General features: G+C 63.6%; 11 protein-coding genes (1 of these 11 only partly in view). 2 read left to right on the forward strand and 9 right to left on the reverse strand.

The window, feature by feature from the left end:
- Nucleotides 1-258, forward strand: partial view of a M23 family metallopeptidase gene (locus tag RPG13_RS01790; protein WP_337124301.1) — the 3' portion only. The gene continues 1,704 nt to the left of window position 1, outside the view; 258 of the gene's 1,962 nt are visible here — the last part of the coding sequence; its start codon lies off the left edge, out of view; it ends in the stop codon at nucleotides 256-258.
- 27 nt (nucleotides 259-285) lie between these two features.
- On the opposite strand, the gene RPG13_RS01795 is transcribed toward RPG13_RS01790, so the two are convergent.
- The 9 genes from RPG13_RS01795 to RPG13_RS01835 all read right to left on the reverse strand — a co-directional run bounded on the left by RPG13_RS01795 (nucleotide 286) and on the right by RPG13_RS01835 (nucleotide 13,860).
- Nucleotides 286-1,851, reverse strand: a complete 1,566-nt coding sequence (locus tag RPG13_RS01795) for an MFS transporter (protein ID WP_337124302.1) — start codon at nucleotides 1,849-1,851, stop codon at nucleotides 286-288.
- 135 nt (nucleotides 1,852-1,986) lie between these two features.
- The gene (locus tag RPG13_RS01800; RefSeq protein ID WP_337126972.1) at nucleotides 1,987-3,453 is read right to left on the reverse strand and encodes a L,D-transpeptidase family protein; all 1,467 of its coding nucleotides are present in this window, start codon (nucleotides 3,451-3,453) and stop codon (nucleotides 1,987-1,989) included.
- 252 nt (nucleotides 3,454-3,705) lie between these two features.
- Nucleotides 3,706-4,071, reverse strand: coding sequence for an MmcQ/YjbR family DNA-binding protein (locus RPG13_RS01805; protein ID WP_337124303.1), 366 nt, complete (start codon nucleotides 4,069-4,071; stop codon nucleotides 3,706-3,708).
- A 35-nt stretch (nucleotides 4,072-4,106) separates the two neighbouring features.
- Nucleotides 4,107-6,713, reverse strand: coding sequence for an ATP-dependent chaperone ClpB (clpB, locus tag RPG13_RS01810; RefSeq protein WP_337124304.1), 2,607 nt, complete (start codon nucleotides 6,711-6,713; stop codon nucleotides 4,107-4,109).
- A gap of 223 nt (nucleotides 6,714-6,936) precedes the next feature.
- The gene (locus tag RPG13_RS01815) at nucleotides 6,937-7,893 is read right to left on the reverse strand and encodes a DUF4167 domain-containing protein (protein ID WP_337124305.1); all 957 of its coding nucleotides are present in this window, start codon (nucleotides 7,891-7,893) and stop codon (nucleotides 6,937-6,939) included.
- 301 nt (nucleotides 7,894-8,194) lie between these two features.
- On the reverse strand, nucleotides 8,195-9,073 hold the full coding sequence (gene prmC / locus RPG13_RS01820) for a peptide chain release factor N(5)-glutamine methyltransferase (protein ID WP_292506442.1): 879 nt from the start codon (nucleotides 9,071-9,073) through the stop codon (nucleotides 8,195-8,197).
- Nucleotides 9,066-10,145, reverse strand: coding sequence for a peptide chain release factor 1 (prfA, locus tag RPG13_RS01825; RefSeq protein ID WP_126104786.1), 1,080 nt, complete (start codon nucleotides 10,143-10,145; stop codon nucleotides 9,066-9,068). The genes prmC and prfA overlap by 8 nt, the downstream gene beginning before the upstream one ends.
- A gap of 8 nt (nucleotides 10,146-10,153) precedes the next feature.
- Nucleotides 10,154-12,424: a phosphoenolpyruvate--protein phosphotransferase gene (gene ptsP, locus RPG13_RS01830; RefSeq protein WP_126104785.1), complete on the reverse strand. Its 2,271-nt coding sequence runs from the start codon at nucleotides 12,422-12,424 to the stop codon at nucleotides 10,154-10,156.
- Nucleotides 12,425-12,606: 182 nt separating this feature from the next.
- Nucleotides 12,607-13,860 (reverse strand): aspartate kinase, encoded by a 1,254-nt coding sequence (locus RPG13_RS01835; RefSeq protein ID WP_095486022.1) that lies wholly within the window; start codon nucleotides 13,858-13,860, stop codon nucleotides 12,607-12,609.
- 335 nt (nucleotides 13,861-14,195) lie between these two features.
- Between RPG13_RS01835 and ubiG the strand changes: the two genes are divergently transcribed.
- A complete protein-coding gene (gene ubiG, locus RPG13_RS01840; protein ID WP_095486021.1) occupies nucleotides 14,196-14,945 on the forward strand; it encodes a bifunctional 2-polyprenyl-6-hydroxyphenol methylase/3-demethylubiquinol 3-O-methyltransferase UbiG in 750 nt (249 codons plus the stop codon).
- Nucleotides 14,946-14,958: the final 13 nt, after the last annotated feature.

A 14,958-nucleotide genomic window follows, 5' to 3' on the forward strand; every position in this document is an offset into this window, starting at 1 on the left:
CCGGGCGTGCGCGTCCGCCAAGGCCAGACCATCGGCTTTCTCGGCCAGACCGGCCTCGCCACCGGTCCGCATCTCCACTACGAGCTGATCGTCAACGGCACCAAGGTCGACCCGATGCGTGTTCGCCTGCCGGTCGGCAAGGTGCTGAAGGGCGACGACCTCGTCGCCTTCAAGCGTGAGCGCGGGCGCATCGATGATCTGCTCAAGCAGGAAGACAGTGATTCGCTGAAGGTCGCGAGCGCCAAGATCGAAGGCTGAGCCGACCTCGGAGCCTTTCTGGGCTCCTCAGCTTTGCGGATTTTCAGATCCACGCGACCATGGCAGTCGCTCGCCGGAAACAGTCGTCCACGCCACGACCGCCGAGAGCAGGCAAAGCAGCGCGGTCACCAAGGCGACGGCCGCGAACGCTGCGTCGCTGGCGGCAAGCCTTGCTGCATCGAGGTCCGATGCCAGGCCCGCCGGCGCCGGTTCGCCGAAACCCGGAACGCCGGATGCGGAACCGATGTTCAGCGCTGCCGCATAGACCCAGGCCGCCAGTGATCCCATCGCCGCCACCGCGATCAGGCCGCCAATGCGCGAGACGGCATTGTTGATTCCCGACGCGGCACCCGTATCCTTGTCCTCGACCGCCGTCATGATCGCCGTCGACAGCGGCGACACGACCAGCGCCATGCCGAGCCCCATCAGCGCCATCAGCGGAAACACTCCCCACCAGAAACTGTGGATCCCGGCATAGGCCAGCAAGGCAAGCCCGGCAAAGGCGACAGCGACGACAAGACTGCCGCTGGCGATCGGAAAACGCGGACCGATCCGGTCGGACCACTGGCCGATCGGCCCCGACAACAGCGCGATCAAGACCGACAGCGGCAGGAAGATGAAGCCGACCTCGGCCGCGCTCATCCCCCATCCGGCGATCAGCAGCATCGGCAGGTAGAACAGATTGGCCGACAGCGCGAAATAGAGGAAGAAGGTCGCCACATTGGCGCCGGCGAAAGCGCGGACCCGAAACAGCGAGAGATCGATCATCGGCTCGCGCTGCCGGCGCTCGAAGACAATGAACACGATGAGCAGCACAGCGCCGGCGGCAATGCTCGGGCCGGACATTTGCCCCTCGCCCTCTGCGCTCATCGAGGTCAAGCCATAGGCAAGCGCCCCGAACGCCAATGTGGCGAGGGCAGCGCCGCCGAGATCGAGGCTGCGCTTTTCCGTCGGAGCGTCGGCCGGGACCTTGGCGAGCAGGAGATAGATCGAGACAAGTCCAAGCGGCAGATTGACCGCGAAGATCACCCGCCAGATGCCGTCGCCGAAGGCCGACAAGACAACGCCGCCCAGCACCGGGCCAAGCGCCGTCGTCAGCGCCGAGGCCGCCGCCCAGATGCCGATCGCCCTGCCGCGCTCCTTCTTCGGATAGGCCTTGGCGATAATGGCGAGGCTGCCCGGCACCATGATGGCGGCACCGATGCCCTGAATGGCGCGAAACGCAATGAGCACTGGCGGATTCGGCGCCACCGCGCAGGCAAGCGAGGCGGCAATGAACAGCGCGATGCCTGCCACGAAAGCATGCCGCAGACCAAAACGGTCGCCGGCGGCGCCGCCGACAAGGATGAGCGCCGAAAGCGTCAGCGCATAGGAGTTGGAAATCCACTGCGCCTCGGCGAAACTGGCGCCGAGGTCGAAGCGGATCGCCGGCGTGGCGATAGCCAGGATCGAACCGTCGATGAAGCCGAGCGCGGAAGCCAGGATCGCCGCGATCAGCACGAACCTGCGCCGCGATTGCGGGCAAAACGTATCGGCCGGGAGCGGCCTGACCAGGGGGACGGCGTCGGCGCCGACTTCGCATGGAGAACGCATGAAGCCTGCTTAGACCTCCTACGCGCCCGCAACAACCGGCCAGAGGCTTGCTGTCGTTGAAACCAGAACAGGATCGAGACCTCTAAGTCGCCCGTCCGCGGTTCCTTGTCGTGCGAAGGATTTGGGATATGGCGCTCAGTCGATGAACTCCACCGTGACGCCCGGCGACACGATTTTGGCCAGTTCGCGCGCGTCCCAATTGGTCAGCCGCACGCAGCCATGGCTTTCGGTCTTGCCGATCTTGGAGGGGTCGGGTGTGCCGTGAATACCGTAGGTCGGCTTGTCCAGCGCGATCCAGACCGAGCCGACGGGGCCGTTCGGGCCCGGCGGGATGGTCAGTATCTTGTTGTTTTCGCCCTGCTTGAAATTGATGTTCGGGTTGTAGGTGTAGTTCGGGTCGAGAGCGATCCGCGACACCGCATGCGTGCCGGTGGGCGAAGGCGTGTCCGCCGAGCCGATGGTGGCTGGATAGGCCGCGATTAGCTTGCCCGACGCGTCATAGGCGCGGACCTGCTTCTTGCCCTTGTCAGCGATGATGCTTGCCACCGGCTTCGCTACCAGTCTGCCGAAATTGACGACCTTGATGATCGTGCCAGGACGGTTGAAATTGGCTTCCGGATTGAGCGCCTTCAGATAGTTCTCGTCCATGTGGAAGCGCTCGGCGAGCGCTTCGGTGACGGAGGTGTAGCTCAGCCGGTCGAGCTGCGCCTTCTGGCTGTAGTCTTCCGGCACCGAGGCGACATAGGGGCCGGCCGCATCTTCGGGCGTGATATTATAGGAGGCGAAGGCATCGCCGCCGGATTGCTCAAGGGCCGCCTGGATGCCGACCACATCGGTGGACCTCAGATTGCGGCCGGTGATCTCGTTGTAGGCGGCGAGCGCCTTGTCGACATTCGAGCCGAAGCGTCCGTCGACGACGCCGGGCGAAGCGCCGGCGCGGTCGAGCAGCACTTGCAACGCCGCAACATCCTGGCGCGCACCGAGCGAGAGCGACGGGTCGACCGCCGTTTCGCCGCCGATCTTTGGCGGCAGCGCCGCCTGGTCGCCCGGCGCCGTCGGCTCGACTGGCTCGATCGAAGCCTCGTTGAGTGGCTGGCGCTTGACGGTGCGCGGCTTTGCCGGCTGCTGCGCTTCCGGATAATTATTGCCATAGCTGCCGTCATCCCGCGGGGCTTCGGGAAAAGCTTCCACCGAATTGTCGCTGTAGGGGTCGTATTCATCGACCGGCGGCACGACGATCAGGCCTTCCTCTTCCAATTGCCTGCGGCGCAGGCGCGCCGTGTCTTCCGGATCGTCGAGATAATAGCGGTCGTCCTCGACCGGTCCGAGATTGCGCAAGCGCTCTTGGCGCAGCGCACGGCGGTCGAACCTGGTCTGCGGCGGCTGGATGGCAAGAACCTTGCCGGTTTCCGCATCGACGATGACGCGGTTTCCCCTGGCGTCGTAATAGACGTCGAAATCACCGTTCTGGGCGACCAGCACACCACCGGCATCGGCCGCACGGGCAGATCGCGGCGCGATGTCTTCCGTCGGCGCGGCCACTGCGCTCGAAGAGAGCAGCCCGGCGGCGAGCGCCGAAAGGGTGAAGATCGTGCGGAACATGTTGGCCAAATTCTCCGGTCCGTAATTGCCGCCGCCCGGCGTTGTCTCTTTAGAGCGCCGCGCGTCCTTCCGGACGCGCAAAGGGCGCTCTAACACTTTAATCTCCGCATCGCGCTTTTTTAAAATCGAATTGGATTTTCGGGCCGACGCGATAGATCAACCCCTTCGCCAGCAAATCAGTTAGCGACCATAAGGTTCCAACATGAACCGGGCATGAAGATGGCGGATTTCTGGCGGTCTGGAGCAAGAACACTAGCTGGCGGCGAGCCCCAATTCCTTGCGCACCTGTTTGGTCAGCTTGAGGACGACAAGGCGATGGCTTTCGCGCAGATAGTCCTTCAGCGCGTCATCGTCCATGCTTTGGCTTGTCTGGCGCTGGATCCATTTCATGCCGCGTGACGCGAGATAGGGCGCGGGCCGAAGGCCCGGCTGTTCCTTCAAGATGTCATAGGCGATGTCGGAGCATTTGAAGGTGACGAACGGCTCCTTCCCCTCGCTCCAACCGCCGATCGCAAAGACCTTGGCTCCGACCTTCCAGACATGGGCGCCGCCCCATTGGACGACATGGCTCGTTGCAGGCAACGAGGCGCAGAAGCTGTTGTAGTCATCCAGCGTCATCTGCGCCCCCGCCATTTATGCAAGCCGACTCGAAGTCAGGCCGCCGCCTCGGTCGCCACGACCGTCGGCTTCGACCGGAAATTCAACCGGTCGGAACCGGCGGTGACCTTGACGGTCGAGCCGTCGAGGATGTCGCCGAGCAGGATCCTTTCCGCCAGCGGGTCCTGCAACTCCTTCTGCATCACCCGCTTCAGCGGCCGCGCGCCATAGGCCGGATCGTAGCCCTTGGCCGCCAGCCAATCGACCGCCTCCTGGTCCAGCGAAAGCGTGATCTTGCGATCGACGAGCAGGTTTTCCAACCGCTTGAGCTGAATCTCGACGATGCGGCCCATATCCTGCCGGCGCAGCCGGTGGAACAGGATCACCTCGTCGACGCGGTTGAGGAACTCCGGCCGGAACGACGCCCTGACGACGCTCATCACCTCGTCGCGCACGACATCGACGTCCTGGTTCTCGCCGAGATTGACCAGATATTCGGCGCCGAGGTTCGACGTCATGATGATCAACGTGTTGCGGAAATCGACCGTGCGGCCCTGCCCGTCGGTCAGCCGGCCGTCATCGAGCACCTGCAGCAGCACGTTGAACACGTCGGGATGCGCCTTCTCGATCTCGTCGAACAGCACGACCTGGTAGGGCCGGCGCCGCACCGCTTCGGTCAGCGCGCCGCCTTCCTCATAGCCGACATAGCCGGGAGGCGCGCCGATCAGCCGGGCGACCGAGTGCTTCTCCATGAATTCCGACATGTCGATACGCACCATCGCGCTCTCGTCGTCGAACAGGAAGCTGGCGAGCGCCTTGGTCAGCTCGGTCTTGCCGACGCCCGTCGGTCCGAGAAACATGAACGAGCCGATCGGCCGGTTCGGGTCCTGCAGGCCGGCGCGGGCACGGCGAACGGCTTTCGACACGGCCTGCACCGCTTCGCCCTGGCCGACGACTCGCTTGCCGATCTCATCTTCCATGCGCAACAGCTTGTCGCGCTCGCCCTGCAGCATCTTGTCGACCGGAATGCCGGTCCAGCGCGACACGATATGGGCGACATGATCGGGAGTGACCACTTCCTCGACCATGCCGACCTTGCCGTCTTGCGCCTCGGCCTGCGTCAGCTTCTTCTCGAGTTCCGGGATCTTGCCATAGGCCAGCTCGCCGGCGCGCTGGAATTCACCCTTGCGCTGGGCGATGGCGAGCTCGTTGCGTGCCTCGTCGAGCTGTTTCTTCAGGTCGGCGGCGAGCCCGAGCTTCTGCTTCTCGGCCTGCCACTTGGAGGTCAGTTCGGTCGATTCCTCCTCCAGGGCGGAAAGATCCTTTTCGAGGCGGGCAAGCCGATCCTTCGACGCGTCGTCCTTTTCGACTTTCAACGCCTCACGCTCGATCTTGAGCTGCATGATACGGCGGTCGATCTCGTCCAGCGCTTCGGGCTTCGAATCGACCTGCATCCGGAGCCGCGACGCGGCCTCGTCGACAAGGTCGATCGCCTTGTCCGGCAGGAATCGGTCGGCGATATAGCGGTTGGACAGCGACGCTGCCGCGACCAGCGCCGAATCCGAGATGCGCACCTTGTGGTGCTGCTCGTATTTTTCCTTCAGGCCGCGCAGAATGGAGACGGTGTCTTCGACGGTCGGCTCATTGACGAAGACCGGCTGGAAGCGGCGGGCAAGGGCCGCGTCCTTCTCGACATGCTTGCGGTATTCATCGAGCGTCGTCGCGCCGACGCAATGCAGTTCGCCGCGTGCCAGCGCCGGCTTCAACAGGTTCGACGCATCCATGGCGCCATCCGCCTTGCCGGCGCCGACCAGCGTGTGCATCTCATCGATAAACAGGATGATGCCGCCAGCGGCAGCGGTGACTTCCGAAAGCACCGCCTTCAGCCGCTCCTCGAATTCGCCGCGATATTTTGCACCGGCGATCAACGACCCCATGTCGAGCGCCATCAACTGCTTGTCCTTGAGCGATTCCGGCACGTCGCCATTGACGATGCGCAACGCCAGCCCTTCGGCGATCGCCGTCTTGCCGACGCCGGGTTCACCGATCAGCACCGGATTGTTCTTGGTGCGGCGCGACAGCACCTGGATGGTGCGGCGGATCTCGTCGTCGCGGCCGATGACGGGGTCGAGCTTGCCGGCGCGGCCGTCGGCGGTGAGGTCGCGCGCGTACTTCCTCAGCGCATCATAGCCCTGCTCGGCGCTCGCCGAATCGGCGGTGCGGCCCTTGCGGACGTCGTTGATCACCTGGTTCAGCGCCTGTGGGGTCACGCCGGCTTTGGTCAGGATATCGGCGGTCTTGGCGGATTTCTCCACCGCCAGCGCCGTCAGCAGCCGCTCGACCGTGACGAAGCTATCGCCGGCCTTCTTGGCTAGTTCTTCGGCTGTCGAGAACACTTTGGCCAGCGGCTGCGCCAGATAAAGCTGGCCGTTGCCGCCTTCCACCTTGGGCATTGCCTCAAGTGCCGTCTCGACGCCAAGCTTGGCGTCGCGAACGCTGCCGCCGGCGCGCTCGATCAACGACGCGGCCAAGCCCTCGTCGTCGTCGACGAGCACCTTCAATATATGTTCAGGGGTGAACTGCTGGTGGTTGCGCGAGAGCGCCATGGTCTGCGCAGACTGGATGAAGCCGCGCACGCGCTCGGAGTATTTTTCAAGGTTCATATCTGTCTCCTTCCGTCACCGGCCCGCTTTGCGGCACCGGATCAGATTGCGGTGACGGACCCGCCCGTTCGAGCCGGGTCCTGTTCACGCGAGATATGGTGCGCAAGCCACGGCCCCTCAAGACGTCCGGTAATGGCGAACGCATAATATTCCACGGGGCGCACAAACAAAAACGGCGGAGATTTCTCTCCGCCGTCCAAGAATGTCTGAAAGCCTTGCTCGATCAGTTGTTGACGTCGACGATGGCGGGCTCGCCACCGGCGTCTTCCGCCGGCGCTGCATTCCCATTATCGGCGCCAGCATTGTCGATGCCGCCATCCACCTGGTTAGCATTGACGCGCGGACGGCGCGGACGCCTGGGGCGGCGGGCAGCGCCGCTTTCAGTGGCTGCTTCGTTCATCTCGGCCTGGGCAGCGAGAGCCGCCGGCGAAAAGTTTTCGAACTGCGGCGCGGGTTCGGCCACAGAAGCAGGCTCAACCGGAGACACAGCTTGCGCCTGCACGGGCGTTTCATTCTGTACCGGCGTCTCGTTGCGCCGGTTCTGGTCGCTGCGCTGTCCGCCCTGCTCGCCGCGCGCACCATATTCGCCGCGCTGGCCGTTCTGGCCGTAGCCGCCATTGGGGCGACGGTCACGATGGCGGCCGCCATCGCGCCCACCATTATCGCGCCCATCGTTATCGCGCCCACGGTTATCGCGATTGTCACGGCCGTTTTCCTGGTTGAACGCCAACTCGGCTGGCGTGCCGTCGATAACCGGCTGCGGGCCGGCCCCGTGGTTGACCACCGGAGCCGCCGTCTCACCGACGTTGCTGTTGCCGGCATTGTCGAACTCGTCGCGATCTTCGTCGCCGTCATCGTCAAAATCGTCGCGATTCTGCTGAGCGCTCTGGATCGGTATCTGCGCCTGCGCGGCAGCGATGATGCGATTGTAGTGCTCGGCGTGCTGGAGATAGTTTTCCGCCATCACCCGGTCGCCGGAGCTTTGCGCGTCACGGGCAAGGGTTGCGTATTTTTCGGCGATCTGCTGAGCCGATCCGCGGATCTTTACGTCCGGACCGTTGCTCTCGTAGTTGCGCGTCAGGGGATTTGGTCCCTTGCGGTTGTTGTTATTATTATTGTTACCACCGCCGCCGCTATTGTTGCGACCGCGCATGCGCCTGTTCTGCTGTTGTGGCCTCATTCGACTCTCTTCATTTTGAAATTTTCGAAAACTCTTCACGAACGGAGGCGCTCATGCAGCCAGCCGTTTCGTCTCTTCACCGGCGTTCGCCCGCATCGATTGCGTTGGCGCCACGTGTCATCCTGTTCCGGTTACATCACTTGTCGGACGATTCCCGCACGAAGCTTGGGCGTCGTTTGCGCAAGAAGGCAGCTATTTCCAAGGAAACCGAATCGCTAAGAGCACTGCCTGCTTCGTCTCATCCGGTTAAGGCGACCCTAGCCGCATTCCCCGGCATTGCCAAGCGTTTTTTCGCACTGCATCACGGCTTTGTCAGTTCAAAGATCAGAACCCTGTCGTTTCCGCCAAGATCGCGAAAAACCCCGGCCGAACCGTAGCCGGCTGCGGAGAATATGTCGGTGACCTCTTGGCGTTGCGTGTGGCCGATCTCGACCACAATCCTGCCCTCGGCTTCCAAAAAACCTGCCGCCTCGGCGGCGATGATCCTGTAGGGACTAAGACCGTCCACGCCGCCATCGAGGGCTTGGCGTGGATCGAAATCGCGGACTTCGTCCTGCAGATTTTCAATGTCTATGGACGGTATATAGGGAGGGTTGGCGGCAATTACATGGTATCGGCCAAAAACTTTTTCGAACCAGTCGGATTTGAGCACCTGGAACCGGGTGGCCAACCCCAATTCCCTGGCATTGCGCATGGCAGTGACCAGCGCGTCTTGCGAAATGTCGGCCCCAGTGGCGACCGCCGCCTGAACGGCGCTGAGCAGCGCCAGTGCGATAGCGCCGGTGCCGGTGCCGAGATCGAGGATGCGGCATTCGCCTTGCCGTTCTGCTGTCGTCTTCACAAAGGGCAGCACCGCTTCGACCAGCGTTTCGGTATCTGGTCGCGGCTCCAGCGTTTCCGGTGAAAGCGACAGGCGCAAGCCGTAGAATTCGCGATGGCCGAGGATGCGATGCACCGGTTCCCCGCCGATCCGCCGTCTCAAGGCTGCGTCGATCGCGGCAATCGCGCCGGCATCGACCCTGCATTCGGGATCGGCGATGGCTTGTGTGCGGGTGGTACCGGACAGATGTTCGACGATCAGCCTGGCATCCAGCGCCGGATCGGCGACTGCGGCCGCGGCAAGGCGTGCCCGCGCCGCTTTCAGCAGCAACCCGAGCGTACCGGGCAGATTGTCAGCCATCGAGGCCGATATCGGCGAGCAGCTTCGACTGGTGATCGGCCATCAGCGCGTCGATGATCTCGTCGAGTTCGCCCATCATTACCCGGTCGAGCTTGTAGAGCGTCAAATTGATGCGATGGTCGGTGACGCGGCCCTGCGGGAAATTATAGGTGCGAATGCGCTCCGAGCGATCGCCCGAGCCGACCTGCGATTTGCGCGATTCGGAGCGCTCCTCGTCAGCCTTGCCGCGCTCGAGGTCGTAAAGCCTGGCGCGCAGGATCTGCATGGCTTTCGCCCGGTTCTGGTGCTGCGACTTCTCCGCCTGCACCACCATGATGCCGGTTGGCAGATGGGTGATGCGCACCGCCGAATCGGTGGTATTGACGTGCTGGCCGCCCGAACCCGAGGCGCGCATCGTGTCGATGCGGATGTCTTCGGCCCTGATGTCGATGTCGACCTCTTCCGCTTCGGGCAGCACTGCAACCGTCGCCGCCGAGGTGTGGATGCGCCCGCCGGCCTCGGTCGCCGGCACGCGCTGCACGCGATGCACACCGGACTCGAATTTCAGATGGGCAAAGACCCCCTTGCCCGAAATGGTGGCGATGATTTCCTTGTAGCCGCCGACCTCGCCCTCGCTTGCCGATGCCGTCTCGAAACGCCAGCCGCGTGCCGCAGCGTAGCGTTCGTACATGCGAAACAGGTCGCCGGCAAAGAGAGCCGCCTCATCGCCGCCGGTGCCGGCGCGGATTTCGAGGATGGCGTTCTTGTCGTCGGCGGCATCCTTGGGCAGAAGCAGGATCTGGATGTCCTTCTGCAGCGCTTCGATGCGTTCCCTGACCTCGGGCAGATCGGCCTCGGCCAATGCGCGCATTTCGGCATCTGTGCTTTTGTCGGCGAGCATCGCCTCCAGATCGGCCTGTTCGTGCTCGGCGGTGCGCAGCGCCCTGATCTTTGCCACCATCTCCTGGATGTCGGCATATTCCGACGCCATCTTGACATAGGCGTCCGCCGCAGGCCCGGCCGACATCTGCGCTTCGAGCATGTCGAAACGCTTGACGACTTGATCCATACGGTCGCGGGGCAGGTTGATCATGTGAAAGTCTATAGCGGAATTGAGCGGTCGTCGGCAAAGGCCTGCAGCAGCGCCCGCATCGGCACTTTCTGGGACGGCGCCATGAGATTGTCGTCGAAAAACGCTTGCAGCTCGGCTAGCGGCAGTTCCGTCAGCATCGCCTTGACCGGACCGATCGAGGCCGGCGACATCGAGATCGATCGGTAGCCAAGGCCGATCAGCGCCATCGCCGAGATCGGCTTGCCGGCCAGTTCGCCGCACAAGGTCACCGGGGTATTATTGCGCACCCCGGCGTCGGCGACCTGTTTCAGAACGCGCAGGAATGGTGTCGACAGCGTGTCGAAACGGTCGGAGAGCTGCGTGTTGCCGCGATCGACCGCCATGACGAACTGGAACAAATCGTTCGAGCCGACCGAGACGAAATCGACGGCCTTCATCAGCTCGTCGAGCTGGAACAGCAGCGAAGGCACTTCCAGCATGGCTCCGAGCTTCAGGCTGGTCGGCAAATGATGGGCAAAACGCGACAGATGCCGCACCTCGCGGTCGACGATTTCGCGCGCCTGCGCTATCTCGCCGAGTTCCGTCACCATTGGCAGCATCAGCTTCAGTTCACGCCCGCCGCAGGCCTTTAGAAGCGCGCGGATCTGGGTGCGCAACAGGCCCGGCCGGTCGAGCGTCAAGCGGATGGCGCGCCAGCCGAGCGCCGGATTCTCTTCCTGGATCGTGTCCTTGAAGTAGGGCAGCACCTTGTCGCCGCCGATATCGATGGTGCGGAAGGTCACCGGCTTGCCGCGCGCCGCGTCGAGCACGTCACGGTAGAGCCGTTCCTGGGCTTCCGCACGCGGAAAGGTCGAAGCGACCATGAATTGCAGCTCGGTGCGGAACAGGCCGATGCCGGCGGCGCCCGCCTCGGCAAGCTGCGGCAGATCGACGGCCAGGCCCGCATTCATCAAAAGGTCGACCTGGACGCCATCCTTGGTCACCGACGGCTTCTTGCGCAGTTCGCGGTAGACCTCCTGCCGCCGCGCCCGGAAGCGGACCTTTTCGGCATAGGCGGCTTCGAGGTCGGGCTGAGGGCGCAGATGGATCGCGCCTTCTTCGCCGTCGACAATGATAGCGTCGCCGTTTTCCGCCATGGAAACGGCGCCCTTCATCTGGCCGGCGACCGGTATGCCCATAGCCCGCGCCACGATGACGACATGGCTGGTCGCCGCGCCGTCCTCCAGCACCACGCCGCGCAGCTTGTCTCTGGGATAATCGAGCAGTTCGGCGGCGCCCATCGAGCGGGCTACGATGATAGCGTCCTTCGGCAGCGAGGCCGCGACATCGTCCGGCCCGCGCCCCATCAACTGGCGCAGCAACCGGTTGGCCAGATCGTCGAAATCGCTCATCCGCTCGCGCAGATACGGATCGGTCATGTGCAGCATGCGGGCACGCATGTCGCTCTGCACTTTTTCCACCGCCGCTTCTGCCGTCAGGCCGTTGCGGATCGCCTCTTCCAGCCGGCGCACCCAGCCGCTGTCGTTGGCGAACATGCGATAAGCTTCGAGCACCTGGCGATGCTCGCCCTCGAAGGCGACTTCGCGGCGTTCCAGCATGTCGTCGATGGAGAGCCTGAGCGAACCGAGGGAAGCATCGAGCCGCTTGATCTCCTCTTCGCTGTCCTCGTTGAACAGATTGGTGACGACGATGCGCGGCTCGTGCAGCACGACATGACCAAGCCCGACGCCCTCGTTGAAGGACAGGCCGGTAAAGCTCACCGGGCGGCGCAGGTCGAGTTCGAGCCCGGGCCGGGTCAGCCGGGCAAGGTCGCCGGTGGCAATCATCTCGGCGATCACCATCGCCGTCGTTTCCAGCGCCTCGACCTCGTCGTCGCGATAGTGGCGCATGGTCTTGTTCTGGACGACCAGCACACCGAGCGTGCGCCCTGCCCTGAGCACCGGCACACCAAGGAAGGAATTATAGATCTCTTCCCCTGTCTCCGGCAGATAGGCGAAGGCGGGATGTTCCTGCGCGTTGGAGAGATTGAGCGGCCGTGCTGAGGCCGCGATCGTGCCGACGAGGCCTTCCCCCAGCCTGAGCTGCGCCAAATGGACGGCTTTCGGGTTCAAGCCCTCGGTGGCATAGAGTTCGAGCACCGAATCGGCGCGTAGCACATAAAGCGAGCACACTTCGGCGACCATGTTGGAGGCGATGTCGCGCACGATACGGTCGAGCCGCTCCTGCGGCTCCAGCGGCTCCTGCATGAGCTCGCGGAGCCGTTTCAGCAAAACGCGCGGGCCGCTGGCCGTATCACGCATCGCGGCTTGTTCTCCAATGGACATTCTGCCCGCCGCAGTTTCTCCCGCGGCCGGCGCTCACGCAACAACTCAATTAGAGCGCCATGCATCCAATTGGACGCACAAAGGACGCTCTAAGACTTTCGATCTGCTGCATCGTGCTTTCCGAGAATCGACTCCGATTTTCGGGCCGATGCAGTCTGCTACTGCTTATCCAGACCGTAGACGGAATGCAAAGTACGAACCGCAAGTTCGGTGTAGGGACCGTCGATCAGGATCGAAATCTTGATCTCGGAGGTCGTGATCGCGCGGATGTTGATCGCCTTGTCGGCCAGCGCCTTGAAGGCGGTGGCCGCAACGCCCGCATGGCTACGCATGCCGATGCCGATGACCGAGACCTTCGACATGCCGGCTTCCGACTGCACGACGTCGTAGCCGATCGTGGCCTTCAGCCGCTCGAGCACGGCAAGCGCCTTGTCGACATCGCCGGACGGCACGGTGAAGGTCATGTCGGTGAACTTGCCGTCCTCGGAAATGTTCTGGACGATCATGTCGACATTGATGTTGGCTTCGGCCAGCGGCCCGAAAATGCCGGCGGCGACGCCCGGCCGGTCGCCGACACGGCGCAGCGAAATCTGCGCTTCGTCCTTCGCGTAGGCAATTCCGGTGACGACCTGCTGTTCCACGATCTCTTCCTCGTCGCAAATAAGCGTTCCGGGCGGATTGAGCAAATCCCCCATTCCGGGCGCGTCGGGATCGTCGAAGGACGACCGCACGAAAGTACGCACCCTGTGCACCATGGCAAGCTCGACCGAGCGCACCTGCAGGACCTTGGCGCCGAGCGAGGCCATTTCAAGCATTTCCTCGAAGGAAATCTTGGCCAGCCGCCGCGCCTTCGGCTCGATGCGCGGATCGGTGGTGTAGACCCCGTCGACATCGGTATAGATGTCGCAGCGGTCAGCCTTGACCGCCGCCGCGATGGCGACGGCACTGGTGTCGGAGCCGCCACGGCCGAGCGTCGCGATGCGGTTGTCCGGCCCGATGCCCTGGAAACCCGCGACCACCGCCACCTGGCCCTCGCCGAAGCGCTTGATCAGGAACGCGCCGTCGATATCGAGAATGCGCGCCGCGCCATGCGCATTGTCGGTCTTGATCGGGATCTGCCAGCCTTGCCAGGAACGGGCATGGACGCCCATGTTCTGCAGCGCGATCGCCAACAGGCCGGCAGTCACCTGCTCGCCGGAGGCAACGACAGCGTCATATTCGCGTGCATCGTGCATGGGCGAGGCTTCGCGCGTCCATTGCACGAGCTCGTTGGTCTTGCCGGCCATCGCCGAGACGACCACCGCGACCTCATGGCCGGCATCGACCTCGCGTTTGACGTGGCGCGCCACATTGCGGATGCGGGCGATGTCGGCGACGGAGGTTCCGCCGAATTTCATCACGATGCGCGCCATGGAAGCGAAATGCCTTTGACTGGATGCCGGGCCGACGGCCGAAAAGCGGAAAGGGAGCGTCCGGCCGGGCCGGTCGCTGAATTCGCGGCCTCCTTAGCCAAATGCTTAGGGTTTCGCAAGGCATGCCGCCAGTTGCCGGTTGGGTGACGAGGCGCAGATCGCAGTCAGTGCCGCCTGGCATCATGAGCACTGGCCTGTCGACAGGCGAAATTGCTGCCTTGACATTCGCTGCCTCGCGACCGACTTCCTAGCGCACCAGAGCGCGATCAGCAAAAGTCGTATCCGGTTTTGCACCCGATCGCGCTCTGAACTTTTGAGTCTGCGGGAGACACGCCATGCCAGAACCCCGACGGTCGACGATCGATGCCGGAGAAGTGGAGCGCTTTTCCGCCCTTGCCGCCGAATGGTGGAATCCGAACGGCAAGTTCCGTCCGCTGCACAAGTTCAATCCGATCCGGCTTGCCTATATACGCGACCAGGTGGCGACGCGCTTCGGCCGCGACCCGCGTGCGGCGCGGCCGTTCGAGGGCCTGCGCTTCCTCGACATCGGCTGCGGCGGCGGGCTGTTGTGCGAGCCGATGGCGCGGCTTGGCGCCGAGGTGGTCGGCGCCGATGCATCCGCCACCAACATCGAAGTGGCCAAGCTGCATGCGGCGGAGGTCGGGGTGACGGTGGATTACCGTGCCACGACGGCGGAGGATCTGGCCGACGCCGGCGAGAAATTCGACGTCATCCTCAATATGGAAGTGGTCGAGCACGTCGCCGACATCGACCTGTTCGTCGCCAAATGCGGCGAGATGGTCAAGCCCGGCGGTATCATGTTCGTCGCTACCATCAACCGCACGCTGAAGGCGCTGGGCCTGGCCATCATCGGCGCCGAATATGTGCTGCGCTGGTTGCCGCGCGGCACCCACCAGTTCGGTAAGCTGGTGCGGCCAGACGAGCTGGAAAAGGCGCTTGCCGGCGCTGGTCTGAGCATCATCGACCGCACCGGCGTCGCCTACAATCCGCTCGCCGACCGCTGGCAGCGGTCGAAAGACATGGACGTCAACTACATGGTGCTGGCGGAGAAGGCACCCGCCTGAACTTTGTCACGAA

Source organism: Mesorhizobium sp. ISC15 (genome assembly GCF_037162615.1).
In the GTDB taxonomy this organism is placed as follows: domain Bacteria; phylum Pseudomonadota; class Alphaproteobacteria; order Rhizobiales; family Rhizobiaceae; genus Mesorhizobium; species Mesorhizobium mediterraneum.